A 13,545-nucleotide genomic window follows, 5' to 3' on the forward strand; every position below is an offset into this window, starting at 1 on the left:
CACTCGAAACCGAGAGTGAAGCGAGAGTAGTGGACAACTTTGCAAGTTCGACGTCCGACAACGAATTTTTACCAGCGCATAATCCAAATCTTAAAGAAAAGTCGCTGCATTAAATTCAGAAAACCTCGATTGAATTTTCCATCACTCTGCGTTCGCGATTAGCTTTTCTGATTTCAGGCGCGAACAAAACGTCTTTAAGCTGCCAAAGTTGCGTTGACAGGTCTGGCTCAGCAAGAAGCTCTGCGCAGCAAAATCCGTCCAGTAGTGACTATGGAGGCGTCGAACCTGAATGACTGCCTCCTCGGTCCTACCTTCAAATGCCAACGCCAAGGCGTACCGCTGGATCGTCGACGATGCGGGGTAGAACTGCACCGCTTGTCGCTCCAGCTTCACCAGCATCGGCGCAGTCTGCTCGTTGACGGAGGCGTTCATAGCGACGACCAACGTTGCATAAGGGGTTAGCAACAGGGGGCCGCCGCCCGGGTATCCCGCCGATGCGCCGCGCGCACCTGGTACGAAATAGAGCCGCTCCACCGAGCGGTAGTCCGCCCACAGACGGGCAAGAAGCACCGCACCCAATACAACGATCACACCCGAGCAAACCCACGCTACGGGCGGGGAAGGAAATCGCAGGGTTTTGCTGTCGAGCAATCCCAAAGCAAAGGCAAACGGAAATAGAAAAAACACGTAGTGAAGGGGGTATTCCACCAGCGAGTGCACAACCATCACGGCAATCACGGCGGACAGGAATGCCACCTCCGGAGACCGCAGCCGCTTGGGTAGATGAAGCGCCCACCAAGCAAGCGGAACCACCACCGCCAGCAAACCGGCCACGCCAACCTTTGCCAATAAGTCCAGCACGATGTTGTGTGCATTCATCGACATCTCGACTGGGCCGACCGTGTCCGTTTGGACGTATTGATTCCATGCGTAATCGCCCCAGCCGCCACCGAGCCAAGGATGTGTCAGGAAGATATGCCAAGCATGCTTCCAAAGCAGCGGGCGCAAGCCGACGCCCTCGTGCATGCGTTGCCCCATGGATCCTGGCAGATCCAGATTCCAAGCGCCATTGGCGAGTGCGACCAGCCAGCCGCAGGTCTGATACGCCAGTGCCAGCAGCAGTACAGGGGCGCTGAGTGCAAGCAATCGGATCGGCCATGCACGGCCACGCGTTTCTGCAGCAAGCGGTATGCCGGCCAGCAGCCCAACCACCGCAATATGGAGCCAAGTCACTCGCGAGAAGGTCAATGCCATTCCCAGCAGTAAGGTGAGCATCGCGACCATTAGCAACCCGAGCCACTTCTTGTGCCGATTGCCCAAGAAGAGACATGCCGCCAACCCGAACGCCAGATACGAGCCGACGTGATTGGGTTGATTCAGATTGCCCCACATGCGCCGCGCACCACCCGTGGGGGTCATCGAGAAGAATGTCTCCGGCAGATTCGGCACACGGAACACTTGCACCAACTCAATTGCCACCGTAAGCAAACCACCAATGGTGACGGCAACTGCGATGGCGTCCAGCACGCCAGGCAGGTCGCGGCACTGTGCGCCTAAGCCGCAGATGACTGCCGCCGCTAACAATGCCGCTATGGCTCCGGCAGAGAAAAACGGATTAAGCGGTGGCGCAATCGCCAATTGCAGGATCAGCACTGCAATCAATGCCAGTGGCGCGAGCGCGACTCTCGGCAGACCAACGGCTTGCCCCCACGTGGCGCCCAATACCGCCACCCCCAGCGCGATCCAGCACGCGGCTGCCACCCACTCGGAATAGAACGTAGGGATTGGATAGGTATGTGGCGCGACCAGGAACGGGATCGCCCAGCACGCCCCCAGGGCTAGCCAGACTGGCAAGAGCAAAACGGAGAATCGGCGCATCGGTGAATAGGACTGCGGAGATGCTTGAAACAGAAAAAGCGCCCGAAGGCGCTTCTGCTAGGCGAGCTAGTTTAGCTTAGGGGCCGTTCGCCACACCAGAGTTTGCGGGCGAAAACCGCTTACTCGAACCCGTCGATTGGTGCGTAGCCTTTGATCGTGCCTTCGGCGTCAAGCAGCGCGATCCACGTGTCCAATTGCTTCTGGCTGACCAGTGGAAGGTAGTAAAGTCGGTCGACTGACAGGCCTGTTTTCCTGGCCGCTTCGTCGACAAAGGCTTGTTTGTCCACCGGCAATTTGGCTCGCCGAGCGGCGAGTTTCTTCATATGTTGCTGTACAAGCGGACGGCTTTTTTCGTAGTTTTGCCACCAGCCGGGTCGGGCGCTGGGTCCGACACCTTGGATCGACATGTCGATGCTTTTCAAGGTTTCGTCACCATCTTTGGGAGCACGGGTGCCGACCAGCACTGGCCCCGTCCATGAAAGTGCGCGAAACTCAGGTGACGCCTGATGCAAATCACCAACGTTGATTTCCGCGGCAGAGACTGCGACAAGTCGATCCGTTTCAAACGCCATAACCACGGGACGTGCCAAGCTGACACTGTGCAGGCCATACAGCAAAGCGGCCAGTTGCACCAAGGCAATCAGTGACAGATCGAGTGTCAGTTCACGGCGAGATTTTGCGGGATTGAACAGCACACATGTCAGCAGCGGGCCGCAGATAACATCAACCCCGATCACTATCCAGAAGAGATGCTGACCACCCGACAACGCCCGAAACGGGTATGGAAACCACATCCCAAAAACGACTGCTGCCACCCCTACTGCCACCAGGGCACTCAAGCCCAAGTGAATGCTGGCCGCTTTGGCGGCTGAGCGAATTCTTGACCGACCAATCATCGTGGATTGCGAAAATTGAGTTTTGCAAGTTGCAAGAAAAAAAGGATTTCGTGTGACCGAAATCCTTTTTTTTCTGTGCCGACAGACTATTGTCTGCCGACCATTCATCTAACGCTTAAGCGCGACACTCTGCCGGAGCATACTTCTGCAGCAGCGTTGCATTGTTCGGAGCAGCACCAACTACGGCCTTACCTTGAGCGTAGCAAGTCCACGTGATGGCGCTGGTCGGCGGCGTACCGGCAACAAGCAGCGCGTTGTTGGATTGCGGATACAGAACCAACAGATTGTTAGCAGCGGGCACCAGTGAAGGTTCGTAGGTGATCTCCATGTGGCCATCAGCAGTCTGCCCATTAACAGCGGTCACATTCTTCGTAAGCGGCGTACCTGCAACGCCACCATTCAACGAACAAAGGCTCGGAGCGGCCGTGTTGCAAGGTGCAGTGCCGTTAGCAGCCGTCGGCATACCGGTGAAGAGACCACCGGTAGCAGCAGCACTGCCGTTCGCTGCATTCTCTGCCACGAGCGCCTTTTGGCCAGAAGCCAGAACCAGACCTTCCGTCACTTTCGTACGAATCGTGTAGTCCTGATAAGCCGGCAGCGCGATGGCAGCCAGAATACCGATGATCGCGACCACGATCATCAGTTCGATCAGCGTGAAGCCCTTCTGGGCATGCTTGTTAATACGACGCATCGACATCTTAGGATCCCCCGGATTGTTTGGTTAAAGATGATGCAGAGGAAATACAGCATGGACCGTGCCAGGGAGAAACCCGGCGTAGCTACGTGGAAAACTGACGTGATCCGCCGCCACCGAAGCCCAACCCATGACAGTTTTTGACACCGTATGACGATTTTGGTCCAATAAGTGTTGCTAGAAGCACACTCTATGCTGGTGGTCCACAAACAACAAAGACGCCCTAGGGCGCCTTCGCTCATAAATCATCCACCTCGTCTCTAGCGACACTCTGCGGGAGCGTACTGGGCGGGCAGCGTAGCTGCCGTAACCGTCACGGTAGGGGCAGGTGGCGCCTTACCTACAGCCGAACATTCCCACATGACTAGGCTGGGCGGAGCCATGCCCGCCTGAAGATTGGCAACCGACGCACCGCCTCCTGAATACGGGGTCAACACCAATGTATAGGCGTTGGGGCCGCTCACCACGGGCGAGTACGTAATGATGATCTCGCCGTTGTTTGCGTTGACGCCCAGACTGTTCACATTCTTGGTGGGCGAAATGGGGTTGAAGCCCATTGACAGAGGGGCCTGTGAGTTCGCGACGTTATCAACGACCAGCGCCTTGGCTTGCTCGGCCATCACTAGGCCCTCCGCCACGCGGGACCGAATCGTATAGTCCTGATACGCCGGAATCGCCAACGCCGCTATAATCCCAACGATCGCCACGACGATCATCAGTTCGATCAGCGTAAAGCCGCGCGCCCGACGCCTTGTTCCCTTGCTGTACTTGAAGCCCATGACTCTCCCCAAAAGGCATTTTGTTGTTGGGAGGCCACCTTGCAGGGACCATGCCAAGGCACACATTGTGTATCCGCGCAAAAGCTGGCGCACTTTGGCCGGAATTTGGGGCCAAATCTGACTGTTCTTGACAGAATTCTCGACAGAGCCCGTCATCACCCACTTTCGGGGGGAATCCTTCGGATTAGGCCTGACGCAACGTTCGCTGGCTCAGCCATCGGCCTAGCGCCACTACAAGGAGCGCGCCAAGCAGCCCCACCACCACATCCGGATGCGGCACCGCACGCTCAAACCAAGCCGCATCAATCGGATCGGTGACCAGCATGTCGCCAGCAAGGTACCCAAGCAACGCCGCCCCGAGCGTGATGATGACCGGGAAGCGCGCCATGATCCCCACCAGCAGCGTGCTGCCGAACACGATCAACGGCACCGAGAAGCCAAGCCCCAGCACCAGCAGCAGAAACGTCGTTCCCGGCGGCCCTTTCTCCGCAGCGGCAGCCACGGCGACCACGTTATCGAGCGACATCACAAAGTCTGCGATCAGGATGGTCTGGATGGCTGGCCACAGGCCGGCACGCTGATGGCGATCGGCGGCTTCATCTTCGGCTTCCGTGAGCAGCTTCACGCCGATGTAGGCGAGCAGCAGCGCGCCAATCGTTTTCAGATACGGCAGCGCAAGCAGCTTGACGGCCAGCACGGTCAACACCACGCGCAGCACAATCGCGCCGGCGCTGCCCCAGAAAATGGCCTGTTTCTGCTGGCGCTTGGGCAGGTTGCGCGCGGCCAGCGCGATGACGACCGCGTTGTCGCCCGACAGCACGATGTTGGTCAGGATGATGGAGCCGAGTGCGAACCAGAATGCGCTTGAGGTGAGCGCCATAGTGTTCTCGTAGATGTCCTTGGGGTGGGCTTGCGGTGGGCCCGCTTGCAGCATCTTGTTTGCTTATACACATGTCGTGCCTGGATCGCATGCTGCGTCGCGACCAAACAAAAACGGGAGGCCAGGCCTCCCGTTCTCGCATAACCTCAAACCTTGCCGATTACAGCATCGCCTTGAGCAGACGTGCCATTTCCGACGGGTTCTTGGTGGTCTTGATGCCGCAGGCTTCCATGATGTCGAGCTTCGCTTGCGCGGTGTCGGCACCGCCCGAGATCAGCGCGCCGGCGTGGCCCATGCGCTTGCCCGGAGGCGCGGTCACGCCAGCGATGAAGCCAACCACCGGTTTCTTCATATTGTCCTTGATCCAGTAAGCCGCGTTGGCTTCGTCCGGACCGCCGATCTCACCGATCATGACCACGGCGTCCGTTTCCGGATCGTCGTTGAACATCTTCATCACGTCGATGTGCTTCAGACCGTTGATCGGGTCGCCGCCGATACCGACTGCCGACGATTGGCCCAGGCCCAGCGCGGTCAGCTGACCCACGGCTTCGTACGTCAGCGTGCCCGAGCGCGACACCACGCCGATGCGGCCCTTGCGGTGGATGTGGCCCGGCATGATGCCGATCTTGATTTCGTCCGGCGTGATCAGGCCCGGGCAGTTCGGGCCCAGGAGCAGCGTCTTGCTGCCGGCCTTACGCATCTTGTCCTTGACCATCATCATGTCGCGCACGGGGATGCCTTCGGTGATGCAAACCACCAGGTCAAGTTCGGCTTCGACAGCTTCCCAGATGGCGTCAGCGGCGCCTGCGGGCGGCACGTAGATCACCGACACGGTCGCGCCGGTCTGGGCCTTGGCGTCCTTGACGGTTGCGTAGATGGGAATGCCTTCGAAGTCTTCGCCGGCCTTCTTCGGGTTCACGCCTGCGACGAAGCAGTTCTTGCCGTTGGCGTAATCGCGGCAGCCGCGGGTGTGGAACTGGCCGGTCTTGCCGGTAATCCCCTGGGTGATGACCTTGGTATCTTTGTTGATCAGAATCGACATGCTGTAATCCTTTTATGCAGCGAGCCGCGCCGACGTACTCAGCAGCGGGCGCAACTCGCGTTCGCGTATGGTTGGGTCAGCGGGCGGCTTACTTGCCGGCGGCTGCGGCCACGACCTTCTCGGCGGCCTCTGCCATCGTGTCTGCGGCAATGATGGGCAGACCCGAGTCAGCCAGCATCTTCTTGCCGAGGTCTTCGTTGGTGCCCTTCATGCGCACGACCAGCGGCACCGACAGCGACACAGCCTTCGCCGCCGCGATCACGCCTTCGGCGATCACGTCGCAACGCATGATGCCGCCGAAAATGTTGACCAGAATGGCCTTCACGTCCGGGTTCTTCAGCATCAGCTTGAAGGCTTCGGTCACCTTCTCAGTGGTGGCACCGCCGCCCACATCGAGGAAGTTGGCCGGCTCGCCACCGAACAGCTTGATGGTGTCCATCGTGGCCATGGCCAGGCCGGCGCCGTTCACCAGGCAACCGATGTTGCCGTCGAGCGAGATGTAGGCCAGGTCGAACTTCGAGGCTTCGATTTCAGCCGGGTCTTCTTCATCCAGATCGCGGTAGGCAACGATTTCCGGGTGACGGAACAGCGCGTTCGAATCGAAGTTGAACTTGGCGTCCAGCGCGATGACCTTGCCGTCGCCGGTCAGGATCAGCGGGTTGATTTCAGCTTGCGAAGCGTCGGTTTCCCAGAATGCCTTGTACAGGCCCTGCAGGGCTTGACGGGCTTGCGGCACGCTCGCGTCGGGCACGCCGATCTTGCGGGCGATGTCGTCAGCCTGGGCGTCTTGCAGGCCGGCTTGCGGATCGATCAGAAGCGTGTGGATTTTTTCCGGGTGCGATTCTGCGACTTCTTCGATGTCCATGCCGCCTTCGCTCGAGGCCATCAGCGCGACCTGCTGCGACACACGGTCCACCACCAGCGACACGTACAGTTCCTTCTTGATGTCCGCGCCTTCTTCGATCAGCAGACGCTTGACCAGCTTGCCTTCCGGACCGGTCTGGTGCGTCACCAGCGTCATGCCCAGGATGCTGCTGGCGTATTCCTTGACCTGCTCCATGCTCTTGGCCACCTTCACGCCGCCGCCCTTGCCACGGCCGCCCGCATGAATCTGCGCCTTCACGACCCACACCGGGCCGCCCAGGGTTTCTGCGGCCTTGATAGCCTCGTCGACCGAGAAGGCCGGAATGCCGCGCGGAACCGGCACATTGTATTTGCGCAGGATTTCCTTGCCTTGGTACTCATGGATATTCATGCGTGTTTCCTTTGCTAGGCAGAGTGAGTGTGATGAGTATTGAAAACGCGAACAGCGCGGTGCCCTTCAGGACGAGGGCTCAGGCGACAGTTCGGTGGGTGGCGGTTGGATCTTGGCTTCGGGCTGATATGCAAACCAGCGCGGGTAATGCTTGCGGACCACCTCGCCCTCAAGGTGCAGGGCATGGCAGCCGTGGAGTTGATAAGGCGGCTTTTCACCGGGCTCCACAGGCCGGAGGTCGTTCGAGTTGTCGCGCACCGGGAAGACGTCGCCCGCGAAGGCCTGGATGGCGGCGGTCGGCAGCACGCCACACAGCTCAGTCAGGTGCGTACAACCCGCCACGCCGCCAAGTCTCTCACGCGAGGCCTTTCGAAATCCCTTCATCAGGTTCAGGCCGATGAGCTTTCGGTAGGCGGGGCCAATCGTGTCGCAATGTGTGGGGTACGGCACCCAGTCGGAACACGCTTCGGCATCCACGACGTTCATGCGGGTATCGATCGTCACGCGCAGCCACAGGTCATGCAGCGGCTGGCCCTCGGGGCGCACGCCGCCGCTGGCCAGGGGGATGTCGCGTGGTTTGGTGTCGGTCAGGCGCGCTTCGATGTCCCACAAGCCGTCTTCCCGCAAATAGGCCTCCACCGTGATGGCACGGCGGTGGCGCATGACGCGCGGGACGGGGGCAGACAGAGGCATGGACCAGACAGACCGATAGGACCGATGGAGGCGGCGCACGCGGATCTCGCGCATCGCCTGCAGGACGTATGTAGCAGCGCATCAGCCGCCACACACGAACACTACCGCCCGGCAACCGGAATTGAGGGCGATATCAAAGACTTGGATTTTAACACGTCGCCACGACCAGGCAGGTCGCGTGCTGCAATGCAGTGTGAAAGTGATTGCAACAACCCCGAGAGGTGCAACTCGCGCGATCCGCACACAAATGAATTGTCCGGACGAATTGTTGCAAGATCGACAGTATTCAGTCCGCCCCGTCCCCATCTTCGAGCAGTTCATCGGCGCCTGCAATGATGCGCGAGACTACGGCCCTGGAGAATCCACGCGCCATCATGTATCGCACCTGCTTGGCCCGTTCGGCCAAGTCGGCCGGTGGGCGGCCGAAGCGCTTTTCCCACAGGGCTTTCGCCCGTGCCGCTTCCGTGCTTTGCAGTTGGGCCTTGACCTCGCCGAGCGTCTCTGCGCCCAGCTGATGCGTTTTCAGCTCCTGCATCAAGCGCGCTGTACCGTAGCGACCTGCGCGGCGGTGCACCATGCTTTCGGCAAACCGTGTGTTGGAGAGCCAGTTCTCGCCTTCCAGCCAATCCAGCAGCGCGTCGACCTCCTCGGCGGATGCGGCGTGCGGAGCCAGCTTACGGCGCAATTCGATGCGGCTGTGCTCGCGCCGAGACAGATAGCCCAGCGCACGAGCCTTGAGCGATAACGGTGGGCGCGGCAACGGCATACGGTTCCAGGCTCAAAAAGAAAACGCCCACCGTTGGGGGACGGCAGGCGTATGAAGCTCGATAGAGCCGTCGATCTGCGTCGACGGCCAACCCAATTACTCTTCTCCGACTTCCTCGGCCACTGCGATGGCGCCCATCGGCGTCACGCCCAGTGCTTCGCGAACCTTGTTTTCGATGTCGCGGGCAAGGTCGGGGTTCTCACGCAGGTATTCACGGCAGTTGTCGCGGCCTTGGCCGATGCGCTCGCCGCCGTAGCTGTACCAGGCGCCGGACTTTTCAACAATCTTGGCTTCCACACCGAGGTCGATGATTTCGCCCTCGCGCGACACGCCCTGGCCATACAGGATGTCGAAGATGGCCTCGCGGAACGGCGGCGCCACCTTGTTCTTGACGACCTTGACCTTGGTCTCGTTGCCGACCACGTCGTCGCCCTTCTTGATCGAGCCGATGCGGCGGATGTCCAGACGCACCGAAGCGTAGAACTTGAGCGCGTTACCACCCGTGGTCGTTTCCGGCGAGCCGAACATCACGCCGATCTTCATGCGGATCTGGTTGATGAAGATGACCATGCAATTGGTCTTCTTGATGGTGCCGGTCAGCTTGCGCAGCGCCTGGCTCATCAGACGGGCCTGCAGGCCAGGCAACGCGTCGCCCATTTCGCCTTCAATTTCAGCCTTCGGCACCAGCGCGGCCACCGAGTCAATGACGATCAGGTCGACCGAGCCCGAACGCACCAGCGCATCGGCGATTTCCAGGGCCTGTTCACCCGTGTCCGGCTGGGAGATCAGCAAGTCCGGCACGCTGACGCCAATCTTGTCAGCATAAGTGACGTCAAGCGCATGTTCTGCGTCGATGAAGGCGCAAGTACCGCCCAGCTTCTGCATCTCGGCAACCACTTGCAGTGTCAGCGTGGTCTTGCCCGACGATTCCGGACCGTAGATTTCAATGACGCGGCCGCGCGGCAGGCCGCCAACGCCCAGCGCCACGTCCAGCCCCAGCGAACCCGTCGACACGACCTGGACCGGCTCGACCTCGGCGTCGCCCATCTTCATGATGGAGCCCTTGCCGAACTGCTTTTCGATCTGCGCGAGCGCGGCAGCCAGCGCCTTCTGCTTTTCCGCGCTCATCGCGGCTGCCTTCTTACCGTCTTCCATGGTCGTCCTTCGTGCAAATTGGTGTATAAATGGGCCGCAAGGGCTTGCGATTCCAGCGGTTGCCTGCAACAACGGGCCGCTGGCTGATTGCCCCGACGCGACCCATTCCATGACTTTAGCGCCGCCAAGACTACAGCACCGCGAATTCGGAGTACTGTATAAAAAACCAGTGGTTTTGACAAGTCTCCAGAACATATGTCGCGCGAAAACAATGTAGCGGGCGGGATGGGCAAGACATCTTGCCCGGCATCGCGGGGAGACACGCATGCGCATCCTGATTGCCGAAGACGACGCCACGCTGGCTGACGGGCTCACACGCTCGCTACGCCAGGCGGGTTACGCCGTCGACCAAGCCTCCGATGGGGCGACTGCCGACGCGGCTCTGTCCGCGCAGACGGCACAGACCTATGATCTGCTGATTCTCGACGTGGGCCTGCCGCGCATGTCGGGGCTGGAGGTCCTCAAACGCCTGCGCTCGCGCGGGGCCATGCTGCCGGTGCTGATCCTGACCGCCGCCGACAGTGTGGAAGAACGCGTCAAGGGCCTGGACCTGGGCGCCGACGATTACATGGCCAAGCCGTTCGCGCTATCCGAGCTGGAAGCGCGCGTGCGTGCGCTGGTGCGGCGCGGCACCGGCGGCGGCGCCACGCTCGTGCGCCATGGGCCGCTGGCGTTCGACCAGGTCGGGCGCATCGCCTATATCCACGATCAGGTGGTGGAACTGTCGGCGCGCGAGATCGGGCTGCTGGAGATTCTGCTGGCGCGCGTCGGCCGCCTGGTGTCGAAAGAGCAACTGGTCGACCACCTGTGCGGCTGGGGCGAGGAAGTCAGCAACAACGCCATTGAGGTCTACATCCACCGGCTGCGCAAGAAGATCGAGGTGGAAGGCATCCGCATCGCGACCGTGCGCGGGCTGGGCTATTGCCTGGAACGCATGGCCACCCCAACGACCACCACCGCGACAGCTGCCCATGGGTGATCGGCTGGCCTGGCCGTGGCGTCGGCATCGCGCGTCGCTGCGCGAGCGCGGCGATGCGGCGCCCGGGCCCAATGGCCGTGACGAGGACAGCGACCTCGCCGACACCCTCCCCCACCTCGAAGACGACGCCACGCGGCCCGTCGCCCGATCCCTCTTCGGCGAAATTCTCGACTGGATGCTCGCGCCGCTGCTGTTGCTGTGGCCGATGAGCATTGCGGTGACGTACCTGGTGGCCAAGTCGATTGCGAATGCGCCATATGACCGCGCGCTGGAATCGAGCGCGATCGTGCTCAGCCAGCAACTGCGCGAGGTGAATGGACGCGTGACGCTGCAACTGCCGATCTCGGCGCGCGAAATTTTGCGTGCCGACGAAACCGACAACATCTACTACCAGGTGCTCGGCACCAACGGTGAGTTTGTCTCGGGTGATCGCGACCTCCCGCTGCCGCCCGAAGAAGACGCCAACGCCGGTGGCCTCGTGCAACTGCGCGACGACCACATCCACGGCGCAGAGATTCGTGTTGCATATACCTTCGTGCAGCGGCCGGGCTCCGACGGCAAGCCCGCGCTGGTGCAGGTGGCGGAGACGCTCGACAAGCGCGCGCAACTCGCCAACGAAATCATCAAGGGCGTGATCCTGCCGCAGTTCGTGATCCTGCCGTTGGCGGTGATACTGGTGTGGTTCGGCCTCACGCGCGGGCTGGCGCCGCTCAATGCGATTCAGGAACGCATTCGCGCGCGCAACCCGGGCGACACCAGCCCCATCGATGAAGGCGCCGCGCCCCAGGAGCTGACGCCGCTGGTAGCGTCGTTCAATGATCTGCTGGGGCGGCTGGAGCAATCGGTGCATACGCAGAAGCGCTTCATTGCGGATGCCGCGCATCAGATGAAGACGCCGCTGGCCGGGCTGCGCATGCAGGCCGAGCTGGCCCAGCGCGAACAATCGCCCGATGAACTGCGCCGCACGCTCGCGCATATCGCCGACAGTTCGGATCGCACGGCGCACCTCGTCAAGCAGTTGCTCTCGCTGGCACGCATGGAGAACATGGGCGCGACCGACGGTCTGGTGCCGCTGGATATCTGCGCGCTGTCGCGCCAGGTGGTGGCCGACTGGCTGCCCAAGGCGTGGGCCAAGCAGATCGATCTCGGTTTTGAGGAGCCGGGGCCGCCGGTCATGATTTCGGGCAATGCGACGATGCTCGCCGAGATGCTCAACAACCTCCTCGACAACGCGATCCGCTACACGCCCGACGGCGGACATGTCACCGTGCGCGTGACTACGGCGCCATTCGAGCCGTTTGTCTTCATCGACGTGGACGACACCGGCCCCGGCATCCCGGTGGCCGAGCGCGAACGCGTGATGCAGCGCTTCTACCGCATTCTCGGCACACAAGCCGAGGGCAGCGGGCTCGGCCTGGCCATCGTGCGCGAGATCGTGCAGCAGCATGGCGGCGACATCGAGGTGCTCGACAACGTGTACCAGGCGTCACCGCGGCTGGCGGGGGCGCGCTTTCGCATTACGTTGCACCTCTGCTCGCGGGGCGAGGAAACCAACGCATGAGCATTACGCCCGGAACCCCGGCGCGCCGCCGGTGGATTACCAACATGCGCTGGATCGCGGCGCTGCTCGCGGTGTGGTTTGTGGTGACGTTCGTGGTCGCGTTCTTTGCGCGCGACCTGTCGACGCACTTCTTCAACTCGGACTGGACGTTCGCCTACTGGGTCGGCGCACAGGGTGCGCCCATCGTGTATGTGCTGATTACAGTCCTCTATGCGTGGCGCACCAACCGCGCTGCGGATGCAGCCACACAAGACGACGAAACGGCGCAAGGCGAGGCATCTAAGTCATCCCATCCGCCGTCCATCTGACCCGGACGTTACGCGGCACCCAGATGGCGGAGCTTCACAAAGGCCAACGCCGCCATCACCGCGTCGTTAAGCGCGTCGTGCGCGTCCCAGGTCGGCAAGTCCAATCCCTTCATGACAGTGGCGAAGCGCAGATCCAGATCGGGGTCGCCCTGTTGCCGATACGGCGGCAGCTGCCGGAACTGATAGTCGTAATACAGGGCAGAGACTTCAATCTTGGGCTGCGGCAAGCCGATGCCAAGCATGGGCGCCACCACCCGATTGAGCATTGCCACGTCGAACTCAAGGTAGTAACCCACCAATGGCCGGCTGCCGATGAAGTGCAGCAGTGCATGAACGGCCTGCTCGATCGATACACCGCTGTCCAGGTCGCGGTTGCGCAGACGATGCACGCAGATGCTATCTGCGCGCATCTCCCCGCGCGGCCTGATCAGCAATTCCAGGCGCTGGCTGGTCAGAATGCGATTGCCGACGATACGGACGGCGCCGATGGAGATGATCTCGTCGGTGCGCACGTTCAGGCCAGTGGTCTCGCAATCGAGCGCGACCCACTCGTCTGGTGGCGGGGCCTCGAACAGGAAGCGAAACGCCGGATCGCGCAACCTGCGCAACTGGCGCCGCCGTTGCAGTGCCTGCAGCCAGTCGGAGAGCCGTCCATTCAT

Annotated in this window: 14 protein-coding genes; 3 read left to right on the forward strand and 11 right to left on the reverse strand. The window is 61.2% G+C overall.

Going from position 1 to position 13,545, the window contains the following annotated elements; genetic code table 11:
• Positions 1 to 141: 141 nt before the first annotated feature.
• From ACTJK6_RS06375 to recA, 10 genes are all read right to left on the reverse strand, one after another.
• A complete protein-coding gene (locus ACTJK6_RS06375; protein ID WP_440838559.1) occupies positions 142 to 1,878 on the reverse strand; it encodes a Wzy polymerase domain-containing protein in 1,737 nt (578 codons plus the stop codon).
• 119 nt (positions 1,879 to 1,997) lie between these two features.
• A complete protein-coding gene (gene tfpZ, locus ACTJK6_RS06380) occupies positions 1,998 to 2,774 on the reverse strand; it encodes a TfpX/TfpZ family type IV pilin accessory protein (RefSeq protein ID WP_440838560.1) in 777 nt (258 codons plus the stop codon).
• A gap of 115 nt (positions 2,775 to 2,889) precedes the next feature.
• A complete protein-coding gene (locus ACTJK6_RS06385; protein ID WP_440838793.1) occupies positions 2,890 to 3,465 on the reverse strand; it encodes a pilin in 576 nt (191 codons plus the stop codon).
• Positions 3,466 to 3,728: 263 nt separating this feature from the next.
• Positions 3,729 to 4,247: a pilin gene (locus tag ACTJK6_RS06390; protein ID WP_440838561.1), complete on the reverse strand. Its 519-nt coding sequence runs from the start codon at positions 4,245 to 4,247 to the stop codon at positions 3,729 to 3,731.
• Positions 4,248 to 4,431: 184 nt separating this feature from the next.
• A complete protein-coding gene (locus ACTJK6_RS06395; protein WP_440838794.1) occupies positions 4,432 to 5,127 on the reverse strand; it encodes a TerC family protein in 696 nt (231 codons plus the stop codon).
• 160 nt (positions 5,128 to 5,287) lie between these two features.
• Entirely contained in the window at positions 5,288 to 6,169 is an 882-nt protein-coding gene (sucD, locus tag ACTJK6_RS06400; RefSeq protein WP_116575903.1) for a succinate--CoA ligase subunit alpha, read from the reverse strand.
• Positions 6,170 to 6,257: 88 nt separating this feature from the next.
• A complete protein-coding gene (gene sucC, locus ACTJK6_RS06405; protein ID WP_092973140.1) occupies positions 6,258 to 7,424 on the reverse strand; it encodes an ADP-forming succinate--CoA ligase subunit beta in 1,167 nt (388 codons plus the stop codon).
• Between the two features lie 66 nt (positions 7,425 to 7,490).
• Positions 7,491 to 8,117 (reverse strand): DUF2889 domain-containing protein, encoded by a 627-nt coding sequence (locus ACTJK6_RS06410; RefSeq protein WP_232042048.1) that lies wholly within the window; start codon positions 8,115 to 8,117, stop codon positions 7,491 to 7,493.
• Between the two features lie 286 nt (positions 8,118 to 8,403).
• The gene (gene recX / locus ACTJK6_RS06415; RefSeq protein WP_260803021.1) at positions 8,404 to 8,883 is read right to left on the reverse strand and encodes a recombination regulator RecX; all 480 of its coding nucleotides are present in this window, start codon (positions 8,881 to 8,883) and stop codon (positions 8,404 to 8,406) included.
• Between the two features lie 96 nt (positions 8,884 to 8,979).
• Positions 8,980 to 10,038 carry a recombinase RecA gene (gene recA / locus ACTJK6_RS06420; protein WP_232042046.1) on the reverse strand — a complete coding sequence of 353 codons (1,059 nt, stop codon included), beginning with the start codon at positions 10,036 to 10,038 and terminating at the stop codon, positions 8,980 to 8,982.
• A gap of 265 nt (positions 10,039 to 10,303) precedes the next feature.
• Between recA and ACTJK6_RS06425 the strand changes: the two genes are divergently transcribed.
• The 3 genes from ACTJK6_RS06425 to ACTJK6_RS06435 are packed head-to-tail and all read left to right on the forward strand — an operon-like array spanning position 10,304 to position 12,886.
• Positions 10,304 to 11,017 carry a response regulator gene (locus tag ACTJK6_RS06425; RefSeq protein ID WP_232042045.1) on the forward strand — a complete coding sequence of 238 codons (714 nt, stop codon included), beginning with the start codon at positions 10,304 to 10,306 and terminating at the stop codon, positions 11,015 to 11,017.
• Positions 11,010 to 12,578 (forward strand): sensor histidine kinase, encoded by a 1,569-nt coding sequence (locus ACTJK6_RS06430; RefSeq protein WP_232042044.1) that lies wholly within the window; start codon positions 11,010 to 11,012, stop codon positions 12,576 to 12,578. The genes ACTJK6_RS06425 and ACTJK6_RS06430 overlap by 8 nt, the downstream gene beginning before the upstream one ends.
• A complete protein-coding gene (locus tag ACTJK6_RS06435) occupies positions 12,575 to 12,886 on the forward strand; it encodes a sodium/substrate symporter small subunit (protein WP_232042043.1) in 312 nt (103 codons plus the stop codon). The genes ACTJK6_RS06430 and ACTJK6_RS06435 overlap by 4 nt, the downstream gene beginning before the upstream one ends.
• 8 nt (positions 12,887 to 12,894) lie before the next feature.
• Here ACTJK6_RS06435 and ACTJK6_RS06440 read toward each other — a convergent pair whose 3' ends face one another.
• Positions 12,895 to 13,545 carry a 3'-5' exonuclease gene (locus ACTJK6_RS06440; protein WP_260803024.1) on the reverse strand — a complete coding sequence of 217 codons (651 nt, stop codon included), beginning with the start codon at positions 13,543 to 13,545 and terminating at the stop codon, positions 12,895 to 12,897.

It is taken from the genome of Ralstonia sp. 22086 (assembly GCF_052045975.1).
GTDB classification, from domain to species: domain Bacteria; phylum Pseudomonadota; class Gammaproteobacteria; order Burkholderiales; family Burkholderiaceae; genus Ralstonia; species Ralstonia wenshanensis.